General features: G+C 62.8%; 27 protein-coding genes, 1 tRNA gene and 1 pseudogene. 13 read left to right on the forward strand and 16 right to left on the reverse strand.

Going from position 1 to position 25,680, the window contains the following annotated elements:
• Positions 1–10: 10 nt before the first annotated feature.
• Both ubiB and ubiE read right to left on the reverse strand, forming a co-directional pair.
• Positions 11–1,585, reverse strand: coding sequence for a 2-polyprenylphenol 6-hydroxylase (ubiB, locus tag NKI08_RS05775; RefSeq protein WP_352469478.1), 1,575 nt, complete (start codon positions 1,583–1,585; stop codon positions 11–13).
• Between the two features lie 64 nt (positions 1,586–1,649).
• Entirely contained in the window at positions 1,650–2,426 is a 777-nt protein-coding gene (gene ubiE / locus NKI08_RS05780) for a bifunctional demethylmenaquinone methyltransferase/2-methoxy-6-polyprenyl-1,4-benzoquinol methylase UbiE (RefSeq protein ID WP_352698522.1), read from the reverse strand.
• Between the two features lie 167 nt (positions 2,427–2,593).
• Here ubiE and NKI08_RS05785 point away from each other — a divergent pair, with 167 nt between their 5' ends.
• From NKI08_RS05785 to NKI08_RS05795, 3 genes are all read left to right on the forward strand, one after another.
• Positions 2,594–3,568 carry an adenosine deaminase gene (locus NKI08_RS05785; RefSeq protein WP_352698520.1) on the forward strand — a complete coding sequence of 325 codons (975 nt, stop codon included), beginning with the start codon at positions 2,594–2,596 and terminating at the stop codon, positions 3,566–3,568.
• Positions 3,569–3,696: 128 nt separating this feature from the next.
• Complete coding sequence (gene upp, locus NKI08_RS05790; protein ID WP_023675320.1) at positions 3,697–4,326, forward strand: uracil phosphoribosyltransferase; 630 nt, start codon at positions 3,697–3,699, stop codon at positions 4,324–4,326.
• A gap of 100 nt (positions 4,327–4,426) precedes the next feature.
• Positions 4,427–4,987, forward strand: coding sequence for a TIGR02281 family clan AA aspartic protease (locus tag NKI08_RS05795; RefSeq protein WP_352767732.1), 561 nt, complete (start codon positions 4,427–4,429; stop codon positions 4,985–4,987).
• Here the strand turns inward: NKI08_RS05795 and deoA are convergent, their stop codons facing one another.
• From deoA to NKI08_RS05825, 6 genes are read right to left on the reverse strand one after another with little or no spacing between them, the layout of a single operon-like run.
• Positions 4,988–6,307 carry a thymidine phosphorylase gene (gene deoA, locus NKI08_RS05800; RefSeq protein WP_352568188.1) on the reverse strand — a complete coding sequence of 440 codons (1,320 nt, stop codon included), beginning with the start codon at positions 6,305–6,307 and terminating at the stop codon, positions 4,988–4,990.
• Positions 6,307–7,125, reverse strand: a complete 819-nt coding sequence (locus NKI08_RS05805; RefSeq protein WP_352448279.1) for a purine-nucleoside phosphorylase — start codon at positions 7,123–7,125, stop codon at positions 6,307–6,309. The genes deoA and NKI08_RS05805 overlap by 1 nt, the downstream gene beginning before the upstream one ends.
• Complete coding sequence (cdd, locus tag NKI08_RS05810; RefSeq protein WP_023675315.1) at positions 7,122–7,514, reverse strand: cytidine deaminase; 393 nt, start codon at positions 7,512–7,514, stop codon at positions 7,122–7,124. Before cdd ends, NKI08_RS05805 begins: the two co-directional genes overlap by 4 nt.
• A 6-nt stretch (positions 7,515–7,520) precedes the next feature.
• Positions 7,521–8,492 (reverse strand): ABC transporter permease, encoded by a 972-nt coding sequence (locus NKI08_RS05815; protein ID WP_352469471.1) that lies wholly within the window; start codon positions 8,490–8,492, stop codon positions 7,521–7,523.
• Between the two features lies 1 nt (position 8,493).
• Positions 8,494–9,633, reverse strand: a complete 1,140-nt coding sequence (locus NKI08_RS05820) for an ABC transporter permease (RefSeq protein WP_352767735.1) — start codon at positions 9,631–9,633, stop codon at positions 8,494–8,496.
• A complete protein-coding gene (locus NKI08_RS05825; protein ID WP_352767737.1) occupies positions 9,630–11,162 on the reverse strand; it encodes an ABC transporter ATP-binding protein in 1,533 nt (510 codons plus the stop codon). Before NKI08_RS05825 ends, NKI08_RS05820 begins: the two co-directional genes overlap by 4 nt.
• A 181-nt stretch (positions 11,163–11,343) precedes the next feature.
• On the opposite strand from NKI08_RS05825, the gene NKI08_RS05830 reads away from it, so the two are divergent.
• Positions 11,344–11,553, forward strand: coding sequence for a SlyX family protein (locus tag NKI08_RS05830; protein WP_352469468.1), 210 nt, complete (start codon positions 11,344–11,346; stop codon positions 11,551–11,553).
• 12 nt (positions 11,554–11,565) lie between these two features.
• Here NKI08_RS05830 and NKI08_RS05835 read toward each other — a convergent pair whose 3' ends face one another.
• The 4 genes from NKI08_RS05835 to NKI08_RS05850 all read right to left on the reverse strand — a co-directional run bounded on the left by NKI08_RS05835 (position 11,566) and on the right by NKI08_RS05850 (position 14,377).
• Complete coding sequence (locus tag NKI08_RS05835; RefSeq protein ID WP_352767739.1) at positions 11,566–12,006, reverse strand: GNAT family N-acetyltransferase; 441 nt, start codon at positions 12,004–12,006, stop codon at positions 11,566–11,568.
• Positions 12,007–12,119: 113 nt separating this feature from the next.
• Complete coding sequence (locus NKI08_RS05840) at positions 12,120–13,109, reverse strand: BMP family lipoprotein (RefSeq protein ID WP_352469466.1); 990 nt, start codon at positions 13,107–13,109, stop codon at positions 12,120–12,122.
• 215 nt (positions 13,110–13,324) lie between these two features.
• Positions 13,325–13,987 (reverse strand): peptide-methionine (S)-S-oxide reductase MsrA, encoded by a 663-nt coding sequence (gene msrA, locus NKI08_RS05845; RefSeq protein ID WP_352539398.1) that lies wholly within the window; start codon positions 13,985–13,987, stop codon positions 13,325–13,327.
• Positions 13,988–14,053: 66 nt separating this feature from the next.
• Positions 14,054–14,377 (reverse strand): hypothetical protein, encoded by a 324-nt coding sequence (locus NKI08_RS05850; protein WP_352469464.1) that lies wholly within the window; start codon positions 14,375–14,377, stop codon positions 14,054–14,056.
• Between the two features lie 430 nt (positions 14,378–14,807).
• Here NKI08_RS05850 and NKI08_RS05855 point away from each other — a divergent pair.
• Positions 14,808–14,897: transfer RNA gene (locus NKI08_RS05855), tRNA-Ser, on the forward strand.
• A gap of 209 nt (positions 14,898–15,106) precedes the next feature.
• On the opposite strand, the gene NKI08_RS05860 is transcribed toward NKI08_RS05855, so the two are convergent.
• From NKI08_RS05860 to NKI08_RS05875, 4 genes and pseudogenes are all read right to left on the reverse strand, one after another.
• Positions 15,107–15,514: a hypothetical protein gene (locus tag NKI08_RS05860; RefSeq protein WP_352616411.1), complete on the reverse strand. Its 408-nt coding sequence runs from the start codon at positions 15,512–15,514 to the stop codon at positions 15,107–15,109.
• A gap of 269 nt (positions 15,515–15,783) precedes the next feature.
• Positions 15,784–16,056 carry a hypothetical protein gene (locus tag NKI08_RS05865; protein WP_352469463.1) on the reverse strand — a complete coding sequence of 91 codons (273 nt, stop codon included), beginning with the start codon at positions 16,054–16,056 and terminating at the stop codon, positions 15,784–15,786.
• A gap of 462 nt (positions 16,057–16,518) precedes the next feature.
• A pseudogene (locus NKI08_RS05870) lies at positions 16,519–17,117 on the reverse strand (YdeI/OmpD-associated family protein).
• 120 nt (positions 17,118–17,237) lie between these two features.
• The gene (locus NKI08_RS05875) at positions 17,238–17,663 is read right to left on the reverse strand and encodes a cupin domain-containing protein (RefSeq protein ID WP_352465923.1); all 426 of its coding nucleotides are present in this window, start codon (positions 17,661–17,663) and stop codon (positions 17,238–17,240) included.
• 321 nt (positions 17,664–17,984) lie between these two features.
• Between NKI08_RS05875 and NKI08_RS05880 the strand changes: the two genes are divergently transcribed.
• From NKI08_RS05880 to kdpB, 8 genes are all read left to right on the forward strand, one after another.
• Positions 17,985–18,419, forward strand: coding sequence for a DUF3597 domain-containing protein (locus NKI08_RS05880; protein ID WP_352767743.1), 435 nt, complete (start codon positions 17,985–17,987; stop codon positions 18,417–18,419).
• Between the two features lie 372 nt (positions 18,420–18,791).
• Positions 18,792–19,022, forward strand: a complete 231-nt coding sequence (locus tag NKI08_RS05885) for a hypothetical protein (protein ID WP_352469460.1) — start codon at positions 18,792–18,794, stop codon at positions 19,020–19,022.
• Between the two features lie 233 nt (positions 19,023–19,255).
• Positions 19,256–19,444 (forward strand): DUF3606 domain-containing protein, encoded by a 189-nt coding sequence (locus tag NKI08_RS05890; RefSeq protein ID WP_352469459.1) that lies wholly within the window; start codon positions 19,256–19,258, stop codon positions 19,442–19,444.
• Positions 19,444–19,626 carry a hypothetical protein gene (locus tag NKI08_RS05895; RefSeq protein WP_352469832.1) on the forward strand — a complete coding sequence of 61 codons (183 nt, stop codon included), beginning with the start codon at positions 19,444–19,446 and terminating at the stop codon, positions 19,624–19,626. The genes NKI08_RS05890 and NKI08_RS05895 overlap by 1 nt, the downstream gene beginning before the upstream one ends.
• Before the next feature lie 108 nt (positions 19,627–19,734).
• Positions 19,735–21,216 carry a hypothetical protein gene (locus tag NKI08_RS05900; RefSeq protein ID WP_352767745.1) on the forward strand — a complete coding sequence of 494 codons (1,482 nt, stop codon included), beginning with the start codon at positions 19,735–19,737 and terminating at the stop codon, positions 21,214–21,216.
• Between the two features lie 45 nt (positions 21,217–21,261).
• On the forward strand, positions 21,262–21,636 hold the full coding sequence (kdpF, locus tag NKI08_RS05905; RefSeq protein WP_352767747.1) for a K(+)-transporting ATPase subunit F: 375 nt from the start codon (positions 21,262–21,264) through the stop codon (positions 21,634–21,636).
• A gap of 25 nt (positions 21,637–21,661) precedes the next feature.
• Positions 21,662–23,365 (forward strand): potassium-transporting ATPase subunit KdpA, encoded by a 1,704-nt coding sequence (kdpA, locus tag NKI08_RS05910; RefSeq protein ID WP_352767749.1) that lies wholly within the window; start codon positions 21,662–21,664, stop codon positions 23,363–23,365.
• A 213-nt stretch (positions 23,366–23,578) separates the two neighbouring features.
• The gene (gene kdpB / locus NKI08_RS05915) at positions 23,579–25,672 is read left to right on the forward strand and encodes a potassium-transporting ATPase subunit KdpB (protein ID WP_352767751.1); all 2,094 of its coding nucleotides are present in this window, start codon (positions 23,579–23,581) and stop codon (positions 25,670–25,672) included.
• The last annotated feature ends 8 nt before the right edge of the window (positions 25,673–25,680 follow it).

The following is a 25,680-nucleotide window of genomic DNA, read 5'->3' on the forward strand; positions in this document are numbered from 1 at the left end:
GCAACAAGCGCTAGAAAATACGCCAGGCGATATACACGAGCGTCAATGCGATCACCCACAGCGCCAGCCGGCCGGAGCGGGTGTAGCGCGCCTCGGCCTTGCCGATCGCGCGTGCGGTCCTTTCGTCGAAGCGCAGGCCGTGTTCGGCCATCAGGTCGATCTCACGCGACAGCCGCTCGGTGCGGGCGGCGAGGTCCGGTGCCTGGCGGGCCAGCGCCAGCAGCGCGTTGGCACCGTCGCGCGCATCGGCCAGCAGGGCGCGCGGGCCGAGGTTGCGGGCAATCCAGCCGCTCACCACCGGCTCCGACGTCTTCCACATGTTGAAGGCCGGGTCGAGGGTGCGGGCGACGCCTTCGACGACGACCATGGTCTTCTGCAGCAGCACCAGCTCGGACCGCGTCGCCATGTCGAAGAGGTCGGTCACTTCGAACAGCAGCGTCAGCAGCTTGGCCATCGAGATGGTCTCGGCAGGCTGGCCGTGGATCGGTTCGCCGATCGCCCGGATCGCCTGGGCGAAGGCGGCGACATTGTGCTGGCGCGGCACGTAGCCGGCCTCGAAATGCACCTCGGCGACGCGCTGGTAATCGCGCGTGATGAAGCCATAGAGGATTTCGGCGAGGAAGCGGCGCTCCTTTTTGCCGAGCCGGCCGGCAATGCCGAGATCGACGGCGACGATGGTGCCGTCGGCTTCTATAAACAGGTTGCCCGGGTGCATGTCGGCGTGGAAGAAACCGTCACGCAGCGTATGGCGCAGAAACGACTGAACGAGGTTGGCGGCAATCGCTTTCAGGTCGTGGCCGGCGGCGGTCAGGCCGGCAATATCGTTCATCTTGATGCCGTCGACCCATTCCATGGTCAGCACGTCACGACCGGTGCGCTCCCAGTCGACCGACGGCACACGGAAGCCCGGATCGTCCTTGGTATTCTCGCCGAGCTCCGAAAAAGCCGCTGCCTCCAGCCTCAAATCCATTTCGATCTTGGTAGTCTGGGCCAGCGTCTCCGTCACCTCGACCGGCCGCAGCCGGCGCGACGACGGGATGTACTTTTCCTGCAGCCGGGCGGCGAGGAAATAGCTTTCGAGATCGCGAAAGAAGCGGCGGCGCACGCCCGGCCGGATGACCTTCACCGCCACTCGCCTAACGACGCCGTCCTGCAGGGTTTCAGCGGTATGGACCTGGGCGATCGAGGCGGCGGCGACGGCCTCGCCAAAACTGGCATAGAGCTCACCGACCTTGCGTCCGAGCGATGCTTCTATCGCCGCTATGGCCTCGGCCTTGGGAAAGGTCTGCATCTTGTCCTGCAGCATGGCAAGATCAAGCGCGATATCGTTGCCGACGACATCCGGCCGTGTCGCCAGGAACTGGCCGAGCTTGACGTAGGATGGGCCGAGCCGCACGACCGCCTTGGCCAGCCTGTCGCCGCGCTCATAGGCAAGCGCCCGACGGCGGGTGAATAGCCGGGCCATGCGCCAGCCGAATTTCGGCAAGCCGAAGAGCTCGTCACCGGGCAAAGCCGCGATGACGCCCTCGCGCACAAGCACCCAGCCGGCCCGCACGAGCCTGAAACCAGCGCCGATGCTGCTCATGGCTGGCTTTGCCCTGCCGGTTTCCTGAACTGGCGCAAGGCACGTCGGAAAATGCGGGCCAGCCTCAAAGCTTCCAGCCCGAATGAAGCGCGGCGATGCCGCCGGAATAATTGCGGAATGAGGCGCGCTCGAAGCCTGCGCGCGAAATCATCGCCGCGAAATTCTGCTGATTGGGAAACTTGCGGATCGATTCGACCAGATAGGAATAGGGCTCGTCATCGCCGGTCACCACCTTGCCGATCCGCGGAATGGCGTTGAACGACCATGCTTCATAGACCTTGTCGAGCAGCGGCATCTCGACCTCGGAGAATTCAAGGCAGAGAAAGCGCCCGCCAGGCTTCAGCACGCGATAGGCTTCGGCAAGCGCCACATCGATGCGCGGCACGTTGCGGATGCCGAAAGCGATGGTGTAGGCGTCGAAAGTAGCGTCGGCAAAAGGCAGTTCCTCGGCATTGGCTTCGACGAAATCGGTATTTGCCGACAGGCCTTTTTTCTCGGCCCGGTCGCGGCCGACGGCGAGCATCGAGCCGTTGATATCGAGAACCGTTGCATGAGAGTGCCTGCCGCTCGCCTCGACGATGCGGAAGGCGACGTCGCCGGTGCCGCCGGCAACGTCGAGAACGCTCCAGCCCGGCCGCTTCGGTGGATTGAGCCAGGCGACCATGGCGTCCTTCCACAACCGATGCAAGCCGGCCGACATCAGGTCGTTCATCAGGTCGTAGCGGTTCGCCACCTTGTGGAAAACATCATTGACCAGGGACTGCTTGTCGCCTGGCCCTACCCGCTTGAAACCATAGGAGGTTTCCATGCCGCCCGCAGCAGTGGTTCTTTCAACCGACATCGTTTTGATCCGCCATAAAATCGGCGGGACCATAGCCGATCGATGGTGCGGGCGCTATTGTTTAAGGCGCGGTGTTCGGCCGCGCTTCGAAGCAGGTTCCGGAAAAGTGTCACACGGTTTTCCGACAGGAACTTGCGTCATAAGAAAAAGCCTGACGGGATAATTGAATGCCTTTGAAAGCAGAACTGCACTGCCACATCGAAGGGGCAGCGGCGCCTGAACTCGTCCTCCGCCAGGCTGAGAAATACGGCAAGGATGCCTCGCCCTACATCCAGGACGGCTCCTTCGTCTGGCACGACTTCACCTCTTTCCTCGCCGCCTACGACTTCTCGTCGGACCTGTTCCGCACCGAAGAAGACTATGCGCGGCTGGCCGATCATTACCTGACCAGCCTCGCCCGCGACGGCGCCATCTATTCCGAGGTTTTCACCTCGCCCGACCATGCCAGCAAGGCCGGGCTGTCGCCGAAGGCCTATACCGACGCGCTCGGCGAAGGCATGGCCCGCGCCAAGGCGAAGACCGGCATCGAAGGCCGCATGATCGTCACCGGCGTGCGCAATTTCGGTGTCGAATCGATCGAGCGAGCGGCGCGTTTCGCCGCGCGCTGCGGGCATCCGCTGGTCACCGGTTTCGGCGTCGCCGGCGACGAGCGGATAGGCGACCTGGAAGATTATGTCAGGGCCTTCGAGATCGCCCGCGAGGCCGGCCTCGGCATCACCGTCCATGCCGGCGAATTGATGGGCTGGGAGAGCGTCGAGGCGGCACTCGACCACATCCGCCCGTCTCGCATCGGCCATGGCGTGCGCGCCATCGAGAACCCCGAGCTTGTGCGGCGCATCGCCGACGAAGGCGTCGTGCTCGAATGCTGCCCTGGCTCCAACATCGCCCTGAAAATCTTCGACAGCTTCGCCGACCATCCCTTCCCCGCCTTGCGGGCAGCGGGCTGCAAGGTGACGCTCAACTCCGATGACCCACCCTATTTCTGGACCTCGCTGAAACGCGAATACGACATCGCTGCCGAGCATTTTGCGATGGACGACAAGGCGCTCACCGCCGTCACCAGGACGGCCATCGAGGCAGCCTTCGTCGACAGGAAGACCAGGGCGGCGCTGCTGGGCAGGCTCGGCGCCAAGGGCAGGTGAATGGTGAATGGTTCACCCGGCGCTTTGGTCCGTCAACCGCGAGTTTTTCCGCGCAACCAAGGACTCGCAAACCAGTTCACTATTCACTATTCACCATTCACCATTCATTTGCGCAGTTGGAGAACACCATGAAGGGCGTCACCGTCGTCGACCATCCGCTTGTCCAGCACAAGCTGACCATCATGCGCAAGAAGGAAACCTCGACGGCCGGCTTCCGGCGGCTGCTGCGCGAGATCTCGCTGCTGCTCGGCTACGAGGTCACCCGCAACCTGGAACTGACGACGACGACCATCGAGACGCCGATCGAAACGATGGAGGCGCCGACGCTGGAGGGCAAAAAACTGGTCTTCGCCTCGGTGCTGCGCGCCGGCAACGGCTTGCTCGAAGGCCTGCTCGATCTGGTGCCGGCGGCGCGTGTCGCCCATATCGGCCTCTATCGCGACCATGAGACGCTGGAAGCGGTCGAGTATTTCTTCAAGGCGCCAGGCGACCTCGCCGACCGGCTGGTGATCGTCGTCGATCCGATGCTGGCGACCGCCAATTCGGCGATCGCGGCGATCGACAAGCTGAAAGGCCGCGGTGCCACCAACATCCGCTTCCTCTGCCTGCTGGCGGCACCAGAGGGCCTCGAGCGGTTTACCCAGGCGCATCCCGATGTTCCGGTCTTCACCGCTTCCATCGACCGCCAGCTCAACGAAAAGGGCTACATCATGCCGGGTCTCGGCGATGCCGGCGACCGCATGTACGGCACCAAATAGACCCGTTTACCGATTGTTTACGCAAACGGCTGGTTTCCGCACTCGTTAAAGCGGCAATCACCTTGTCGGGCTAAGGATCGGCAACCAGGAAGGCCGGTCCATGCTGCGCAAGCTTCTCATCCTTGGCGTGTTTGCCGGAACGTCGGCATCGCTGCCGATCGTATATCAGTCCAATTCACAGGTAATCGAGCGGCTGTTGAAATCCGCCATCGGAGCCAGGCCGGCCGACACACAAACCGACCTGAATCTCGCCGCCGTTCGGGACAGGCCGGCGACGCCGCAGCCGCTCGGCCGCAAGGTCGTCGTCACCGCGGACGCGCGCGGGCATTTCATGTCGGCCTTCAAGTTGAACGGCCACCAGATCGACGGCATGATCGATACCGGCGCCACGCTCGTCGCCATCAACACCTCGACTGCGCGCAGGATCGGCATCTCGCTCAATTCGACGGACTTCAGCCATCAGGTCAACACCGCCAATGGTGCGATCAAGGCCGCCGTGGTGACGATTGATCGCCTGCAGATCGGCAAGATCACCGTCGAGGGCGTCGAGGCCGTCCTGCTCGACGACAGGGCGCTGCACACCAACCTGATCGGCATGAGCTTTCTGCAGCGGCTCGAAAAATACCAGGTCGAAGACGGCAAGCTGCTGCTGGTTCAGTGATTACCCGCGCGGCAGGATCCGCCGGATGACGGTTTTCTCCGTGGCCGGTCTGGAAGTGCCGATCATATAGGCCGAAAGCACGGCGGCCGCGGCCGCTTCGGCATCCCCGGTATTACGGGCATGGACCAGCGCCAGCGCTTCGCCGGCCCGCACTTCAGCACCGACCGGCAACAGCCTGGTGATGCCAACGGCGTGATCGATCCTGTCGTCGGGCCGCGTCCGCCCGCCGCCAAGCCCGACCACGGCAAGCCCGATCTCGCGGGTCGCGATGCCGGTGACAAAGCCGTTCGCGCTCGCCTTGACCGCGAATTCCGTTGCCGCTTTCGGCAAATATTTTTCCGGATTGTCGACAAAGTCGACGGGACCACCCAGTGCCGCCACCATGCGCGCGAAGACGGCAGCGGCGCGGCCGCCGGCCAGCGTTTCGGCGGCGCGGCGCAGGCCGTCCTGGTTGGACGACACCAGGCCTGCCGATTGCAGCATCTCGGCGGCCAGCGCCAGCGTCACGTCCTCCAGCCGCCGGTCGCGAAAGCGGCCGGTGAGAAAATCGACGGCGTTGCGCACCTCGACCGCGTTGCCGGCGGCGGACGCCAGCGGCTCGTTCATGCCGGTGACCAGCGCCGAGGCCTTAAGGCCGGCGCCATTGGCGACGTCGACCAGGCTGTTGGCCAGTGCGGTTGCGTCGCGCGATTTCTCCATGAAGGCGCCGTTGCCGACCTTGACATCGAGCACCAGCGAACCAAGGCCGGCCGCCAGCTTCTTCGACAGGATCGAGGCGGTGATCAGCGGCACCGATTCCACCGTTCCCGTCACATCGCGGATCGCGTAGAGCCTGGCGTCGGCGGGTGCCAGATCGGCGGTCTGGCCGATGATGGCGCAGCCGGTTTCGAGCACGGTCTTGCGGAAGCGCGCAACATCCGGCTGGCTGATATAGCCGGGGATGGCATCCATCTTGTCCAGCGTGCCGCCGGTATGGCCGAGACCCCTGCCGGAAATCATCGGCACATAGGCGCCGCAGGCAGCGACGATCGGCGCCAGCATCAAGGAGACGTTGTCGCCGACGCCGCCCGTCGAATGCTTGTCGGTGACCGGGCCGGGCAGATCCGACCAGTCGAGCACATCGCCGGAATCGCGCATCGCCATAGTCAGCGCCACCGCCTCGTCGCGGCTCATGCCGTTGAAGAACACCGCCATGGCAAAGGCGCCGACCTGCGCGTCGGTGACTGTGCCGGCGGTCAGACCCTCGATGAAGAACGCTGTCTCCTCAGCCGAGAGCTTCTGGCCATCGCGCTTGCGGCGGATGATTTCCTGTGGAAGCATCAGGCGTCGACCCTGTGCTCCGGAAGCCCGTCCTGAAAAACACGCTGCAGAATGGTCGCCAGCCGCGCGCCGCCGACCGGCGCCATGTCCTTGGTCTCCTGGTGCGACAGCTCGGCTCCGGTCATGCCGGCGGCAAGGTTGGTCACGACCGAACACGCGGCGACGCGCAGCCCAAGGAAGCGGGCGAGAATGACCTCCGGCACCGTCGACATGCCGACCGCGTTGGCGCCCATGACGCGCGCCATGCGGATCTCGGCGGGCGTCTCGAAGCATGGGCCGGAGAACCACATATAGACGCCCTTGTGCAGCGTGGTACCGGTGGCCTTCGCCGCCTGCTCGATGGCGGAGCGGAGACCGGCGTCGTAGGCTTCGGTCAGGCCGACGAAACGGCGGTCGCTCGGTTCGCCGATCAGCGGGTTGGAGCCCGAGAAATTGATGTGATCGGTGATCAGCATCACCGAGCCCGGGCCCATCCCGGGATCGACCGAACCGGCGGCGTTGGTGAGGATCAGCCTGGAGATGCCGAGGCCGGCGAGCACCTCGAGTGCCGGCCGCATCGCCGCCGCGTTGCCGTGCTCGTAATAATGCGCCCGGCCGGACAGCATCAGCACCGGCGTGCCGGCAAAGAGCCCCGCCACCACCTCGCCGGCATGGCCGCTGACGCCGCTTCGGGGAAACCCCGGCAAGTCGGCGTAGGAGATGCGCACCGCATCCTCGACCTGGTCGACAAGCCCGCCAAGCCCTGACCCCAGCACCAAGGCGGTGGTCGGCGCCAGCCCGTCCAGCCTTTCGACGAGGTGATCGAGCGCTTCCTTCATTTCAGCACATCGCCTTCAAACCCGTATGGCAGCAACTCGCCCATGGTCACGGTCTCAACCACGCCGCTATCATCGCAGAGATAGAACTTCGTCTCCGGCCGGCAGAATTCCGCCAGCCGCTGCCGGCAGCCGCCGCAGGGCGAGCATTTTGCCACGCGTTCGGCGATCACGGCGATTTCCGTGATTTTGCCGCCGCCGCCCATGACGTAGTGGCCGAGCGCGGTGGTTTCGGCGCACCAGCCCTCCGGATAGGACGCGATCTCGACATTGGCGCCGGTGAAGACACGGCCGTCCTCGGTGCGCAACGCCGCGCCGACCGGAAATTTCGAATAGGGCGCATAGGCCTTGGCCATGGCGGCTTTCGCCGCTTCGAACAGATCATGAGCCATGATAGATCAGCGTTCCTTGACATAAGGCACGCCGCCGGCGCGCGGCGGGATTGCCTTGCCGATGAAGCCGGCGAGCAGGATGACGGTCAGCACATAGGGCAGCGCCTGCATGAATTGCACCGGCACCTTGCCGATCAGCGGCAGCGGCGTGCCTTGCAGGCGGATCGAGGCGGCGTCGAGGAAGCCGAACAGCAGGCAGGCGAACATGGCGTTGACCGGTTTCCATTTGGCGAAGATCAGCGCGGCCAGCGCGATATAGCCCTTGCCGGCGGTCATGTCCTTCACGAAGCCGCCATTCTGCACCATCGACAGATAGGCGCCGGCAATGCCGGTGAGCACGCCGGTGCAGATCAGCGCCCGGTAGCGCAGCCAGGCGACTGATATGCCGGCGGTGTCGACCGCGGCTGGGTTCTCGCCGACGGCGCGCAGGCGCAAGCCGAAGCGGGTGCGGAACAGCACCCACCAGGTGAACGGCACGGCCAGGAAGGCGAGATAGACCAGCACGGAGTGGCCGGAGATGAGTTCCGAATAGATCGGCCCGAGGATCGGCACGCTCCTGAGCGCCTCTGCGCCCGGCCAGATGATTGCCTCGAAGCGCTCGCCGGCGGCCAGCGCCGGCGTGCGCCCGCCTTGCTGGAACCAGGCCTGGCCGAGCATGATCGTCGATCCGGCGGCAATGAAATTGATCGCGACGCCGGAAACGATCTGGTTGCCGCGATGGGTGATCGAGGCAAAGCCGTGGATCAGCGCGAAGGCAACCGAGATGAGGATGGCCATGCCGAGGCCGAGATAGGCCGAGTGGAAGACCGAGGCGGCGGCCGCACCGGCGAAGGCGCCGACAAGCATCTTGCCCTCGAGCCCGATGTCGAAGACGCCGGCCCGCTCCGAATAGAGGCCGGCGAGACAGGCGAGCAGCAAGGGCACAGACAGGCGGATGGTCGAGTCCAGGACCTGTACGATGGCGTTGAAGAAATCCATCTCAGGCGCCCTTCCCCTTGACCGCTTCCATGCCGACCGATTTCGGGCTGAGCGAGGCGAACAACGCCTGGACGTAGGGCCGGAACATATGCTCGAGCGCGCCGGCGAACAGGATCACGAGGCCCTGGATGATGACGATCATGTCGCGGCTGATCGCCGGCATCTCGAAGGCGAGCTCGGCGCCGCCCTGGTAGAGCATGCCGAACAGGACCGCCGCCAGCACGATGCCGATCGGGTGCAGGCGTCCCATCAGGGCCACCGCGATGCCGACGAAACCGGCGCCCGAAACGAATTCGAGCGCGACATTGTGCTGGTCGCCCATCGTCGGGTTGAGCGCCATCATGCCGGCCAGCGCGCCCGAGATCATCATCGCAATGATGATGATGCGGATCTCCGAAATGCCGGCATAACGCGCCGCTTTCGGGCTGTGGCCATAGGTGCGCATCTCGTAGCCGAGCTTCGTGCGCCAGATCAGCACCCACACCAGAAAGGCCATGGCTAGCGCCAGCAGGGAACTGACGTTGAATGGCGCCGAACGGATTTTGGCGCCGAACAATTCGATGACCCAGTTGAGCTTCGGCAATTGCGCGCCTTCGAGGAAGGTGCGCGTCTGCGGCGCCATCGAGCCGGGCGGCTTCAGCATCCCCACCAGCGCATAGACCATGACGCTGGCGGCGATGAAGTTGAACATGATGGTGGTGATGACGATATGCGAGCCGCGCTTGGCCTGCAGATAGGCCGGGATCAGCGCCCACAGCGCGCCCATCGCCGCGGCGGCGATAATGGCGATCGGGAAGGTCAGCCACCAAGGGAGCAGGCTGTCGAAGGCCAGGCAAACGATGCCTATGCCGAGACCGGCGATGTAGCCCTGGCCCTCGCCACCGATGTTGAACAGGCCGCAATGCGCCGCAACCGCCACCGAAAGCCCACTGAAGATGAAGGTGGTGGCATAGAAAAGCGTGAACGCGATGCCTTGGCCGCGGCCGAAGGCACCCTCGACCAGGATGACGGCTGCACGCAGCGGGTTCTCGCCGACCAATATGACGACGAAGCCGGCGACGACGAATGCGACGAACAGATTGATCAGCGGGATCAGCACGTAATCGGCCCAGGCCGGCAGCTTGGCATAGGGGGTGCTCACTCGGCGGCCTCCCGGTGCTCGACGCCGGCCATCAGCAGGCCGAGCTCGCCCTCGGTCGCGTCGGGGCCGCGTTCGCCGACGACGCGGCCGGCAAACATCACCAGGATGCGGTCGGACAGCGAGCGGATCTCGTCGAGCTCGACCGAAACCACCAGCACCGCCTTGCCCTGGTCGCGCATGGCTATGAGGCGCTTGTGGATGAATTCGATGGCGCCGACATCGACGCCGCGTGTCGGCTGGCCGACGATCAACACGCCGGGATCTTGTTCCATTTCCCGCGCCAGCACGATCTTCTGCTGGTTGCCGCCGGAGAAATTGGCGGTCTTGAGGCGGCAGTCCGCCGGGCGGATGTCATATTTGACGATCTTGTCCCTGGCATCGTTACGGATGGCATCGATGTCGAGGAACGGCCCCTTCAGATAGCGCGCGTCGTCCTGATAACCGAGGATCGAATTCTCGTTCTCCTCGAAGGCCAGCACGAGCCCGACATGATGGCGGTCCTCCGGCACATGGGCAAGGCCGCGCTCGCGCAACTCGCCAGGGTCGGCGGCGCCGGTGAGGTCGATCGGCTTGCCGTCGAGCATGACCGAGCCCGAAACGGCATGCCTGATGCCGGAAATCGCCTCGAGCAATTCGGACTGCCCGTTGCCGGCGACGCCGGCAATGCCGACGATCTCGCCGGCATGGACGTCGAAGGAGACGTCGTCGACCATGGTGACGCCGCGGGCATCCTTGACCGTCAGGTTCTTGACCGCAAGCTTGACGCCGCCGGCCTTCGCCTCGCCCTTTTCGACGCGCAGCAGCACGCGCCGGCCGACCATCAGCTCGGCCAGCTCCTCGACCGTGGTCTTCCTGGTTTCGCGTGTCGCCACCATCGTGCCCTGGCGCATCACCGACACCGTGTCGGTGATCGCCATGATCTCGCGCAGCTTGTGGGTGATCAGCACGATCGTCTTGCCCTGCTCCTTCAGCTGCCTGAGGATGCGGAACAGATGGTCGGCCTCGGCCGGCGTCAGCACGCCTGTCGGCTCATCGAGGATCAGGATCTCGGCGCCGCGATAGAGCGCCTTGAGGATTTCGACGCGTTGCTGCAGGCCGACCGGCAACTCCTCGATGATGGCGTCGGGATCGACTTCGAGCCCGTATTCGCGCTCGAGCCGCTCCAGCTCGGAACGCGCCTTGGCAATGCTCTTCTTCAGCAGCGCATCGCTTTCGGCGCCGAGAATGACGTTTTCCAGCACCGAGAAATTGTCGACCAGCATGAAATGCTGATGCACCATGCCGATGCCGAGCGCGATCGCATCGTTCGGCGTCTTGATCGATGCCGGCTGGCCGCCGACACGGATCTCGCCGGAATCGGCCTGGTAGAAACCATAGAGGATCGACATCAGCGTCGACTTGCCGGCGCCGTTTTCGCCGACGATGCCATGGATAGTGCCGCGCATAATCTCCAGATTGATGTCGCGGTTGGCGCGCACGGCGCCAAAGCTCTTGTCGATGCCGATCAGCTCGATTGCGGCTTGCGCCATGCAGCCTGTTCCCACTGTTATTTTTTTACCGCTTGGTCAAACGCCTAGCATGACGCCCAGTCTGTGCCAATTGGGTCCCTACCAATTGGCCGGAGCAGGGTTCACTCTCGACAAATCCCGCCATGCTTGTCAATTTCCAACGTGGCCGCACCCTGCACAATCGCCTGATCGAGGATTTCAAATGACCATGCCCGAGGACCGGCTGACGACGCTGGAAATCCGCGCCGCCGAGCAGGAGAAGATCATCGAGGAACTGTCCGGCCAGATCGCCGAGCAGTGGAAGGTGATCGAGCGCATGCAGCGCAAGCTGGACGCGCTGGCCGAGCGCTTCCTGGCGCTGGAGGAACAGGCCGCGCCCGACGTGCCGGTGACCAAGCCGCCGCACTGGTGAGGCGAGCAACGGTTATAGGCTGGGCCTTCGCGACATCAGCAACATGGGTGCGCAATCTTGTTCGAACGTTTCGACCGTCATCCAGCCGAGCGCCGCATAGAAATCGCGCGCCTGCCAGGTATAAAGATAGAATTCGACAACGCCGGCCGATGCTGCGCGCGCTTCGGTCGCCCTAACCAGTGCCGTGCCGATCCCTTGGTGCTGGTGCTTCGGAGCGACAGCCAGCCCGGCTAGCCATGGCGTCAGTTCATGCGCCAGCTCCAGTTCACGGCGGACCAGCAAACACGTACCGACTGGGATATCACCGATCCGGGCAACCAGGGAAGTCTCGAATCCGTCACCAGCCAGCAGCTTGCGAAGGCCGGCGATGTCATCTTCGAGCGTCCTTGCGGTGCCATCAAAAAAGGCGGCAAGGCGCAATTGCGCGACTGCCTCAACATCGCGCTCGCGCATCGGTTCGACTGTCGGCTGCATCTGCGTCCCCGGGGGGGTTGATGGTTCACCGGCGTTTGCCAAAACAAAACCGCCGGGACCACGCCCGGCGGTTCGCAATCAGTGCCGGCGGATCAATACGGGCAGGCATTGTCCGACATGTAGTCGTGCACCTTGATGGTGCCGGCGATGATGTCGGCCTTGGCTTTTTCGACCGCCGCTTTCATCGCATCGTCGACAAGCGCCTTGTTGTTGTCGTCCATGGCGTAGTCGACCCCGCCTTCCTTGAGGCCGAGATCGTTGACGCCCGCCGTGAACTTGTCGTTCTTGGCATCCATGAAGGTGTTGTAGACGGCAACGTCGACGCGCTTGACCATCGAGGTCAGCACCTTGCCGGGCTGCAGGCCGTTCTGGTTGGAATCAACGCCGATGCCGAGCTTGCCGGCGTCGGCCGCTGCCTGCAGCACACCGACACCGGTGCCGCCCGCCGCTGCGTAGATTACGTCGGCGCCCTGGTCGATTTGCGTCTTGGCGATCTCGCCGCCCTTGGCCGGATCGTTCCAGGCTGCCGGCGTATCGCCGGTCATGTTCTGGATGACGTCGGTGGCCCCGGCCGCCTTGGCGCCGCCGACATAGCCGCAGCCGAACCTGCGGATCAGCGGAATATCCATGCCGCCGACGAAGCCGACCTTCTTGGTCTTGGAAGCCATCGCCGCCATCACGCCGACGAGGTACGAGCCTTCCTGCTCCTTATAGACCAGGGAGCGGACATTGGGCTTGTCGACGACCATGTCGATGATGGCGAATTTGGTGTCGGGGAACTCGGTGGCGATCTTGTCAAGCGCGTCAGCCCACGAGAAGCCCGCCATGACGATCGGGTTGCGGCCGTCCTCGGCGAAACGGCGCAGCGCCTGCTCGCGCTGGGTGGCGTTGCTGACCTCGAATTCCACATAGGGGATGCCGGTCTCGGTCTTGAACTTTTCAGCGCCGTGGAAGGACGCCTCGTTGAACGACTTGTCAAACTTGCCGCCGAGATCATAGAGGATCGCGGGTTGAATGTCCGCGGCGAAGGCCGGAAGAACCATTGCAGCTGCGGCCATGAGGCCGAGAACGATACGTTTCATGTGATCCACACCCCTGTCGGTTATTTGTCCATTATGCACCGCATGCCGGCCCGGTTCTCCGGCAGGCATACGGTGTCGGGCAGGAGTGTCTTCCTCCCGCTTCGGGTCAATCTGGCACGGCCCGAAACAAAATTCACGTGGAATTTTGACCCTTTGGAAAAGCATGGCGCCGCATCGCGGCGCCACAGCATATTCCTTGCGTCAGGGGCATAAAATCAGGCGGAGACGGCGGCCGGAATGGCGCAGGTGACGCCGGTTCCCTGCAGGCCGCAATAGCCGTAAGGGTTCTTCGCCAGATATTGCTGGTGGTCTTCCTCGGCGAAGTAGAATTCCGGCGCCGGCGCGATCTCGGTGGTGATCTTGCCGCGTCCGGCACCGCGCAGCGAAGCCTCGTAGGCATCGCGCGAGGCGAGCGCCGCCTGGTACTGCGCGTCGTTGAACGTATAGATCGCCGAACGGTAGGTGGTGCCGACATCATTGCCCTGGCGCATGCCTTGCGTCGGGTCGTGGCTTTCCCAGAACAGCTTCAAGAGCTCGGCATAGGACACGATCTTGGGATCGTAGATGACGAGCACGACTTCGGCATGGCCTGTCAGGCCCGTGCAGGTTTCCTGATAGGTCGGGTTGGGCGTGACGCCGCCGGCATAGCCGGCCGCCGTGACCCATACGCCCTCGACTTGCCAGAACAGGCGCTCGGCGCCCCAGAAGCAGCCCAGCCCGAACATCGCCATTTCCATCCCTTCGGGATAAGGACCCTTGAGCGGCCTGTTCGAGACAAAGTGCTTCGATGCCGTCGGGATCGGCCGGTCGCGGCCGGGCAACGCCTCGGAGGGTTTCGGCAGGTTGAGCTTCTTGTTCAGCATGTCGCTGAGAAACATGTGTGGCTTCCTTTTCTTCTTGGTTGAGCCTTCCTGGTACGGGATCACCGGGTCAGGCTGGAAATGTCAGGTTGCGGCGAACCGCCCGCTGGGGCGCTGCCGCCTGTAACCGATGGCATAAAGAATGAACGCCAGCACCGCGAACACGGCAAAGCCGGGCTGGCTGAGCACCCAGGCGATGGCACCGTCCCACAGCAGCGGGTTGACCTTGTCGCGGACGAAGCTTTCGAAGGCGCTGCGCGTATCCGGCGAAACCGCGAGCCAGCTGGTGTTGAGCGGAGTCATCACCAGCGCCGAAGCCGCCACCGAGCGGGTCGCATCGAGCACGGCCATGATGACCGAAACCGAAAGCGCGATCATTGCGGCAAGACGGAAGATAAAGCGGAACATCCGGACCCTTCCTCCCCAGGAGTTTATCAGAATGTCGTGTGGACTGTTAAATAGGATCTGCGTGCTTTATCCGCAATCGCGACACGCGAAGTTGAACCTGCGGCCGCCGGTTCGCCGGGACCGGTGGCGCGCCGGGGACGGCAAGCACACCTCCGCCGCTCCTTTCGATAGGCTCCCAACGGGTGCCCCAGCGGCATGGGCTGAGCATCCGTATCCGGCAAAGCGAATAGACTGCCGTTATGTCTTGGCATTCGGCACCGGATCGACTAGATGAGCCCCGCGCCTGTTGCTTTGACGGCTCAGGTGCGGGGAAAGGGTATCCGCTGGTTGACGGCGCCCACGGCCGGAATTCCGGCACCGGAATCCCAAAGGAGATGCATCTCCCCAACCCGCGCGGCGAAACCGGCCGCGTCGAAAATGCTAAAGAGACGGAGAGGTGGCCGAGTGGTTGAAGGCGCACGCCTGGAAAGTGTGTTTACGGGAAACCGTAACGCGGGTTCGAATCCCGCTCTCTCCGCCAGTTAAATCTCACCGGCTCGCCGAGTCTGAAGGGACACTGGACGGCGACTGCCGCTGCGATGCAGTATCTTGAGGCAGGCGAGGGGGCGCGAAGGCTACTGAGCGGCTTTCAGCTTCGCCGCACCCTTACCTCAGATCAGCCCACAACCGATCGGCCCGCGCTTCACCAGAAGCACGGGCTTAGTCGACACGGCACTGTCGCCGCCCCGTCTAGCGCGGGACCGCTTGTATTTCCGAGACTGAGCGCTCTGTTTCGGCGGAGAAAACCACGAAGGCAAAGATCAGCACGGCGGCAGCGACAATCATTGAGCCGGTGGCGACGATCGGCTCGAGCGCCGGATTTCCCTGCAGCATCAGGTAAAGGGCCGGCAGCATCACGACCAGGCCGAGATTGTAGACTCCGTAGTGGATCATCGCGCTCCTGCGGGCAGCCTTCGCCGGGTTCAGCGCATAATAGCCGCCGAATATTGCACTGGTGACCCACCCCAGCAGGTTGATGTGCGCGTGAGCCGGAAACGCGCCGTGATCGCCTGAAATTGCCATCTGCAGGCCAGCTGCAATTCCCAGAATAAGAAAGATGATGGCTGTCTTGAAAAAGAGTTCCGAAACCTTAGGCATATCATTCTCCCAAACCCGTTTTGCCGCCGCATCATGCTGTGGTTCCGGCGATCTTGCCAAGGGACCGTCGGGCCTGCGGAGCCATTTGTCGCCGGCCTGACAGCCCGTTGGCGGCCGGCCGCCGGGCCTGGCCGGTTGCGAGTCCAGCCAGCAAAAAATATGCACTCACGCTAATTTAATTGCAACATTACCGGCCAGGCTTGCATGTCGTTCTCGCCAGGGAAGTGTCCTGCACGATGGTGGTGCCATACGCGCCAAAGATCTGCCCGTCAGTGTTGCAGCAAGGCCTCGCCGAACTTCTCCCACAGCTGTGCGCAATCTGTTGCTCTGAGGCTGGGGGTTCCGACTGGGCCATATCTGATGACGGCGGCGTGAACATCATAGCCAACGATAGGTGCATTGGCGACAAAGTGGATAGCCTCGCCCAATCGGCGGGGGCCAATTGGCGCATCGGTTTTGTTGGTGATATCGAAGACACCACGAATATCCGCTTCCTGATTCCTGGCTGCCAACGCAGCCGCCATTACCCTTTCTTGCATCATCGAAATCTCTCCTATCGGTCTAAGTCTAGGAACCGCGGCTTGTGCCGGTCCGGCAGCTGACAACCGGCAAATCGAAGTGCCTTTTGCAGCATCTCGATTGGCTCTTGCTGCGAGCCACTCCGCCCGCTCCCGCGGCAAGCCGATAAGGCAACTGCCAGCGAAATCCGCAGGCACATCCACGGCCGCATCAAACACGGCCCACGTGCCAGTCGGCTCCTGAACGGGCAAAAACCTCATAACAGCGCCTGCTAATATACTATGCCGACTGTGAGGACGAGACTTTTTCCTGCATCAACTAAACGAATGAGAGCTGGTGTCGAAGTGCCGGGCGACGCTCGTCGAAAACAAATCGTCGGCGACATCGCCCGGATCGAAGGTGGGCCTGAGCAGTGATCCGGCCGCATTCGGGGCTCGCCGACAGGGACAAGCACAAGACGCAGCGCCGGCAGGCCTCGTCAGATGTTACTTTCTGCCCTGCGGATAGATCGTCTCGCGCGCTTCAGCATCTCCACGAACGCCGCGATCTTCTTCTTGCGTCCGGCTTCGGTTTTCATGTTGTGGATGCGGAAGGCGAGTGCGAAGCGGTTTTGCCCGCTGAGCTTTGCCAGCATCTCTTTCGCCGTGGGCTCGGCGTCTATTGCCGCCTGGAGGTCGTCGGGGATCTTCATCTCCTTGCCGCTCTTGTAGGCGCGCGCCCAGCGGCCGTCGGCCTTGGCCGCATCGACCTGCCTCAGCCCGTGCTCGGTCATCCGGCCCTCCTCGATCAGCCGGGCGACATTGTCGACATTGATCTGGCTCCAGGTGCTCTTCCTGCCGCGCGGGGTGTAGCGCTGCAGGTAGCTTTTGCCGTCCAAGGCCTTGCGCACTGCATCGATCCAGCCCCAGCACAACGCCGCGTCGATGGCTTGCTTCGGCGTGATCGACGGCAGTCCCGAATCGAGCTTATGGATCTTGATCCAGACTTCGTCCTCGCTGTCGTGATGCTCGCCAAGCCAGGCATGGAAGCTTTCGGCATCCCTGAACTCGCGCACCTTGGCGGGGTCGACCTTGACGGGCGCCATCAGCCGGTCCGCCCATGACGCGAGCGCGTAACGACGCCAAACCGCTTGCCGGCCGCGCGCGCGCTCACCTCAGCTCCGAGTCCGCAATCCGCAGGCCTGGTGATTCTCGCCGGCACGCATTCAGCCCGCACGATTGGGCGTTCCGAGGACATGGGATTTCGGCGGCAGCATGACGTTGTCGAATGTCTGCGTGAACATCGCCGCCGCAAAGAAAGCGACGGCGCGCAGGGTTTCGGTGCCGGTGTTGACGAGGTCGTGCCTGACCGGCGTCGGAAGTACCAGGACGCTGCCCGGCCCGACCGGGTGGGTGGTGCCGCCCTCAATGTGTAGCTCGCCGGTGCCGGCGATGATGTATTGCGTCTCTTCGGTGGCGTCGCTGTGCCAGCCGAGCCGCTTGCCGGGCTCGATCTCGTAGACAATGACCGAGGACTGGGTGGTGCCGTGCCCGCCGTAAACCGCGAAAGCGCCGGCCCATTTGACCGACGGATCGTCCTCTGCCCAAACCAGCGAACGTTCGAGCCTGTCGGATGCGACGACTGCTGTCATGGCTTCGTTCCTCTCAGCGAATTGCGAACACGAATCTAGATGATTTTTCTGGTCTGCGTCAGCAAAACTGGCTGCTGACCGTTCCCTCGTGCATTGCGCGTGACGATTTGTCGGGCCGCGATCCGACCTATTCTACTCTCGGGCCGGATCACTGAGCCGATACCCCAATGCAACCAAGCCTTTACCTTTTAGTCAGTTTTGAGTTGCCCCTGCGTTGCGTTCGTGGTCCGGTACAACCAGGGCGCTCAATGCGGCATTCGGCAACGGTCGCCTCACCGACCGTCAGGGCAACACACCGTCGAGCCAATACAGGAGATAGCAATGGGCATTTTCGACAGTATCAAAGGTGCGATTTTCGGAAACGCGGTTGCGGGCGAAGCGCCGCCGGCGCAACCGTCTCCCGCGCCTGCTTCGAGCACGGCCCCCCAGCCGACGGCGCCTACCCGATCCGCCCCGGCTGCAACCCCGGCTCCGGCCGCGCCGGCCGCGCCGTCCTCTGCCCCGGACATCGCTGCCATTCTCGACAAGGCGGTGGCCGCGAGGGGGCAGAAACTCAACTGGAAGAATTCGATCGTCGACCTGATGAAGGCTCTGAATATCGACAGCAGCCTCGGCGCCCGCAAGGAGCTTGCCCACGAGCTGAACTACACCGGCGATATGAACGACACTGTAACGATGAATCTGTGGCTGCACGACGCACTGATGAAAAAGCTGGCCGAGAACGGCGGCAAGCTTCCGAGCGACCTGGCCGCCTAGAGTCACAAGACAAGCAATTCCAGGAAAACGTGTGAACGGTTTTCCGTGCGGAATTGCGTCAAACGAAAAAGACAGACCGGTTCTGCCCGCACCGTGGTTCTTGCTGCGCCGGCTTCGGCCGCAACCGAGCAGACCACACTGCCAAGCATCAGACTGCCATTAGATAAAACTGAGACCGATCCCGGCCGCCGGGATTGGGTCCATGGGAAGTCGCATGGCACAAAGCGCTGCCGCCTCGCGCCCGGATTGCCTCCCGCAAAACCGACGATTTCGGTCGCTGCCCACGCGCTGGTAGGACCACCATTTTGCTGGCGAAACGCGACGTTCGGCGTATCATTCTCCCGGGAGAGGGTTCATGGTGGGAGGAAGCCAATGAACGTGGTGAAGCGGGTGACGGTCGCCGACTTGACAGCCCAAGAGCTTGTTTCATCTGCGCTTTCACGGTTTGGTGCCGGCGACACCATATCGACGAGGGCGATGCTGGACATCGTTCGCAGGACGGCTCCGGCCTGCGGCAACAGTGACGACGATCTGGTCGAGCTTATCGTCATGACGGCGGTTGGTAGGACCATGGGCGTCGTGTTCGACCATCGCTCCCATTAAAACAATCTGGAACGAACATCAGGCTGCGCCCAGGAGCAGTGGCGGGCGGTGGCAGCGCCGCCAAAGAGGCCGGCCTGTTTGTGCGTGAAGGTCGGCCTGGCACCAAGCCCTTGCTTTGAGCAAAACCGCTGCTCATGCCGGGTCATGCCCGAAGCCGGTAGTTGGGCGACACGCTCGAAGGAACTCGCTGAAATCTTGCCCGTTATGCTCTCGTTGAGATGAGGAGAGCTGCCATGGCCGACGACAAAACCAAGACCGACAGTCGCGACCGCTCACGAATGGCGGGCGGCGAAGACTACGAGGTACGTCACTTCGCCGAGGAAGCGGGCATTACCCCTGAGCAGGCACGCACGCTGATCAAGCGCCACGGCACCGACCGCAAGGTGCTGAACGAAATCGCCGAGAGCATAAGAGCGTCGTAATGGCTGACAAGAAAACCGCAATGGCCGACCGCAAGACGCGCGATCTGGACGAAAAGGAGGCTCTGCGCCTGGCCGAAACCACCGACGTTTCGCCGAAGCAGGCGAAGGATCTGATGCGCAAGCACGGCAAGGACAGCCCGAAGGTCGAGAAGGAAGCCAAGAACTTCAAGGCCGAGGGCTGAGCCGCCCAGCCGGTTGGACGCGCGGCATAGAGGCCGCTATCCTGCGGCTTATCGGTTTTCTAACAAGTTCGGCCTATCCCTTCCGCTATCGCGGCTCAGGGATGCCATATGCGCGGGATATCTGGTGAGGCGAGGCCGTCGATAGACGACATACGGCATGTGAGGCTGATGTTTTGCCTGGTGGCGGCGGTCGTGATGGCGGCGGCGCTCCTCGCCTTTGCCACCTCCCTCCTGCAGGATCCCGATAGCTGGTGGCACATCAAGGTCGGCATGGATATGCTGGCAAGCCGCACATTCCCCACCGTCGACATCTATTCCTACACTTTTGCCGGCCAGCCATGGATCGCCAAGGAATGGCTTAGCCAGGTTCTCCTTGCAATTGCCTTTGAAGCCGGCGGCTGGAACGGCGTGGTGCTGCTGGCGACTGCAGTAATCGCGCTGACGGTCTTCTTGACGTCGTGGTATCTCAGCGCGTGGTTGAAGCCGACGCTGGCGATAGGACTGACGCTGGTTCTCGCGCTCTTGATCGGGCCAATCTATGTCGCCCGGCCGCACATCTTTACCTTGCCCATCATCGTCGTCTGGACCGCCGGTCTTTTCCAGGCCGCACGCAACGAGAAAGCGCCGCCCTTATGGCTGCTGGCGCTGCTTTGCCTGTGGGCCAATCTCCATGCCACCTTCACCTTCGGTTTCGTCATCGCCGCCTTCGCCGGCCTCGATCTCGTCATGCGCACACGCTTGTCGAACCCCCGGCTGCTGGCCAAGTGGATCCTTTTCGGGCTGCTTTGCCCACTGGTCAGCCTGCTCAATCCCTATGGCGTCAAGGCCATACTCGCCACATTCACCGTGGCCTATGGCAATGAGGCGGTGCCTTACATTGCGGAGTGGCAGCCCTTCGACGCCGCGCGGCACACCCTCCAGGAGGTGGCCCTGCTGGTGGCGTTTTTCGGGCTGCTCGTGTCGAGATTGCGCATTGGCTGGGCCAAGGCGCTGTTCCTTGTCTTCACGTTGCACGTCTATCTCACCCACATACGGTTCATGTACCTATTCTTTCTTCTCGTGCCGGTGGTCCTTGCCGTCGAGGTCGCGCAACAATATCCAGCGCTTTCAGCCGAGAAATGGGCGGCGGAAAAGCGTGACGGACTTGAACAATTTTTCGCACGGCAATTTTCCAGGATTTGTGCTGGACTTGCCGTTTTGCTGGTTTTGGCGGCTGCCGCCTTCACGACCTATCCGGTCGCGCCGAGCCAGAAGACCTCGGCGAGGGACGCACTGGCCTTTGCCCAAACCCATAATCTGTCGGGCAATCTGCTGAACTCCTACGATTTCGGTGGCACGCTGATTTTCCACGGCGTCAAGACGTTTATCGACGGCCGCGCGGATCAGCTCTTCCTGAACGGCTTTACGGAAACGGATGAGCGGACTGGGCACAGCCGGGGCAAGCCGATCCTGAAAGCCCAACTCGACAAATATACGATAGGCTGGGCGTTGTTGACCGCCGACGACAGCCGCATTCCGTTCTTCGACGAACTGGGCTGGAAGCGGGCCTATGCGGACGATTACGCGGTGATCTACACCCGCGCGGACTGAGCCCCGGCAGCTTCGCGCGCCGGTGCGCACCTCCCTCCTGAAGCTGTGGCCAGCGCCGAGGCGGCGAAATCCTTATGGGATTTTGATTTCTTTGCTCCGCGTCCCGTCTCGAACCTTTATGGCACTTTGATCCATATTCGCCGCAGCGATGTATCCAGCCGCCGACATGATGCGGTGAACGGGCTTGGACAGTTTTTTCCAAATAACAAACACAATATAGGAAAATTTCATGATGGACATAGTTGTTGTCGCGATTGGAATCGCGTTCTTTGCTCTATGCTTCGGCTACATCAAAGCCTGCGACAAGCTGTAAGTTTAGGGGATCGTAACATGCTATTCGACTATATCCTCGGCGGCGCCGTGACCTTGTTTCTTCTCGCCTACCTGACATACGCCCTCTTTCGCCCGGAACGCTTCTGATCTCCACTGGCAAGGAGCCAACCCCATGACAATCAACGGATGGCTGCAGATCCTCGTCTATTGCGGGATCGTCGTTTTGCTGGCCAAGCCGCTCGGCGGCTACATGCATCGCGTTTTCAGCGGCGAGCGCACATTCCTGTCGTCAATTCTGGCCCCGCTCGAGCGCGGGCTCTACCGCATATCAGGGACCAGCGAGCGCGAGGAGCAGCACTGGACCTCCTATGCGGCGGCCCTGCTGTTCTTTAACCTGGCCGGCTTCCTGGTGCTCTATTTGCTGCAACGGCTGCAAGGCGGCCTGCCCTACAATCCGGCCGGCATGACCGCCGTCGAACCTGGGCTGGCCTTCAACACCGCCGCCAGCTTCATGACCAACACCAACTGGCAGAACTACGGCGGCGAAAGCACGATGACCTATCTCGTGCAGATGGCCGGCTTGACCGTACAGAATTTTCTGTCGGCGGCGACTGGCGTCGCCATTGCGGTCGCATTGATCCGCGGCTTTGCTAGAGCCTCAGGCAAATCGATCGGCAATTTCTGGGTCGATATGACCCGCGGCACGCTCTACCTGCTTTTGCCCTTTTGCATCGTGTTGACTCTTGTCTATGTCTATCTCGGCATGCCGCAAACGTTCGCTGCCTACGTCAACGCGACGACGCTCGAAGGCGCGCAACAGACTATCGCGGTCGGGCCGGTCGCTTCCCAGGTTGCCATCAAGATGCTCGGCACCAACGGCGGCGGTTTCTTCAACGCCAATGCCGCGCACCCGTTCGAAAATCCCGATGCAATCTCCAACCTGATCCAGATGGTGACGATCTTTGCCCTCGGCGCGGCGCTGACCAATGTCTTCGGCCGCATGGTAGGCAACCAGCGCCAGGGCTGGGCAATTCTGTCGGCGATGGGCGTGCTGTTCATCGCCGGCGTTGCCGTCTGCTACTGGGCAGAAGCCGCCGGCAATCCGCTCGTCCATGCGCTGGGCGTCGACGGCGGCAACATGGAGGGCAAGGAGAGCCGCTTCGGCATCGCCCTGTCGGCACTGTTTGCCGTCATCACCACGGCCGCATCCTGCGGCGCGGTCAACGCCATGCATGACAGCTTCACCGCACTCGGCGGCATGATCCCCATCATCAACATGCAACTCGGCGAGGTCATTGTCGGCGGCGTCGGCGCCGGCTTCTACGGTATCCTGATGTTCATCGTCATTGCCGTTTTCGTCGCCGGGCTGATGGTCGGACGCACGCCCGAATATCTCGGCAAGAAGATCGAGGCCAAGGAGGTCAAGATGGCTATGCTGGCCGTGCTCTGCCTGCCGCTTGCAATGCTGATCTTCACCGCTATCGCGGTGGTGCTGCCGACCGGCGTTGCTTCCATCGCCAATGCCGGCCCGCACGGCTTCTCCGAGGTTCTCTATGCCTACACCTCGGCCGCGGCGAACAATGGCTCCGCCTTTGGCGGCCTCAGCGGCAACACGCCCTGGTACAACGTAACGCTCGGCATCGGCATGCTGATGGGCCGGTTCCTGGTCATTATTCCGGCGTTGGCGATTGCTGGCTCGCTGGTTGCGAAGAAGACCGTCCCTGCCTCCGCCGGCACCTTCCCGACCGACGGTCCGCTGTTCGTCGGGCTGCTGGCCGGTGTCATCCTGATCGTCGGCGGCCTGACCTTCTTCCCGGCCCTGGCGGTCGGACCGATCGTCGAGCACCTGGCGATGATTCACGGTCAGACATTCTGAAACGGCGATGCCCTGGTTCAAGATCATACCTCGAAAGGTCCGGCATCGCCCCGAGCCGGAGGGGGAGAAAACGCCCCCTCCTTTCCCGACGCTGTCCACATTCCTCGCTATTGCGGCAGCCTTGATCATGATCTGGCTGCTGGCTTACGGGCCGCCGCACCTTCGTTCGGCACACGATCGACCGGTCAACAACATCGACACTGGAGCTACCAAATGAGCCCGTCGAAATCCGTGAGCATCATGGATACCCGCATTCTGTGGCCCGCTATCGGCGGTTCCTTCAGAAAACTGAACCCGCGCACCTTGATGCGAAACCCGGTGATGTTTGTCGTCGCCGTCGTCTCGGCGCTCACCACCGTGCTGTTCGTCAAGGATCTCGTTACCAGCGGCGGCGATCTTGGCTTCATGCTGCAGATCATCATCTGGCTGTGGTTCACCGTGCTCTTCGCCAATTTCGCCGAAGCGGTGGCCGAAGGCCGCGGCAAGGCGCAAGCTGACTCGCTGCGTCGGGCGCGAACCGAGACGCAGGCCAAGCTGTTGAACGGTGGCGACCGCAGCAAGTTCAAACTGGTGCCCGGCACCAGCCTGAAGGTCGGCGACATCGTGCTTGTCGAAGCCGGCGACATCATCCCCTCGGACGGCGAGGTGGTCGAAGGCGTGGCGTCGGTCAACGAGGCGGCCATCACCGGCGAATCCGCACCGGTCATCCGCGAATCCGGAGGCGATCGTTCGGCGGTGACCGGCGGCACGCAGGTCTTGTCCGACTGGATCCGCGTGCGCATCACTGCGGCTGCCGGTCATACGTTCCTCGACCGCATGATCTCGCTGGTCGAGGGCGCCGAGCGCCAGAAGACACCCAACGAGATCGCGCTCAACATCCTGCTCGTCGGCATGACGCTGATCTTCGTGCTGGCGACGGCGACGATCCCGAGCTTCGCCTCGTATTCGGGCGGCTATATCTCGGTGACCGTGCTGGTCGCCCTGTTCGTTACCCTGATCCCGACCACAATTGGCGCCCTGCTGTCGGCTATCGGCATTGCCGGCATGGACCGCTTGGTGCGCTTCAACGTGCTCGCCATGTCGGGCCGCGCCGTCGAGGCGGCCGGCGATGTCGACACGCTGCTGCTCGACAAGACCGGAACCATCACGCTGGGCAACCGTCAGGCGACGGCATTTCGTCCGATCAAGGGCGTCACCGAACAGGAACTGGCCGACGCGGCTCAGCTTGCCTCGCTTGCCGACGAAACGCCGGAAGGCCGCTCGATCGTCGTCCTGGCGAAGGAAAAATACGCTATCCGCGCCCGCGACATGGCAAGCCTGCACGCGACTTTCGTGCCCTTCACCGCGCAAACCCGCATGAGCGGTGTCGATCTGGAAGGCTCCTCGGTCCGCAAGGGCGCAGTCGATGCGGTACTTGCCCACGTCAACCTCTCGACCGTTGCCACAGGCAGTATGCGCCCCGGCAGCGACACCGTCCGCGACCTTCAGGCGATCGCCGACGAGATCGCCAAATCGGGTGGCACTCCACTCGCGGTCGAGCGCGACGGGCGCCTGCTCGGCGTCGTCCATCTGAAGGACATCGTCAAGGGCGGCATCGCAGAACGCTTTGCCGAATTGCGCCGCATGGGCATCCGCACGGTGATGATCACCGGCGATAATCCGATGACCGCGGCGGCGATCGCGGCGGAAGCCGGCGTCGACGACTTCCTTGCCCAGGCGACGCCCGAGGACAAGTTGAAGCTGATCCGCGACGAGCAGGCCAAAGGCAAACTGGTCGCGATGTGCGGCGATGGCACCAACGATGCGCCGGCCCTTGCGCAGGCCGATGTCGGCGTTGCCATGAACACCGGCACGGTCGCGGCGCGCGAGGCCGGCAACATGGTCGATCTCGACAGCGATCCGACCAAGCTGATCGAGATCGTCGAAATCGGCAAGGCGCTGCTGATGACGCGTGGCTCGCTGACCACCTTCTCCATCGCCAATGACGTGGCCAAGTATTTTGCCATCATCCCGGCAATATTCGCCGTCTTCTACATCGCCCCGGGCCAGACCGCCGGGCCGCTGCAAGCGCTAAATGTCATGCATCTGGCGACGCCGCAGAGCGCTATCCTCTCGGCCATCATCTTCAACGCGCTGATCATCATTGCGCTGATCCCGCTGTCGCTGAGGGGCGTCAAATACCGCGCGGTCGGCGCCGGTGCGCTGCTCAGCCGCAATCTCATTGTCTATGGCCTTGGCGGCGTCGTAGTGCCCTTCGTTGGCATCAAGATGATCGACATGGCCATCACCGCTCTCGGTCTCGCCTAAGGAACCAC

The sequence above is a fragment of the Mesorhizobium sp. M0768 genome (genome assembly GCF_040320195.1).
In the GTDB taxonomy this organism is placed as follows: domain Bacteria; phylum Pseudomonadota; class Alphaproteobacteria; order Rhizobiales; family Rhizobiaceae; genus Mesorhizobium.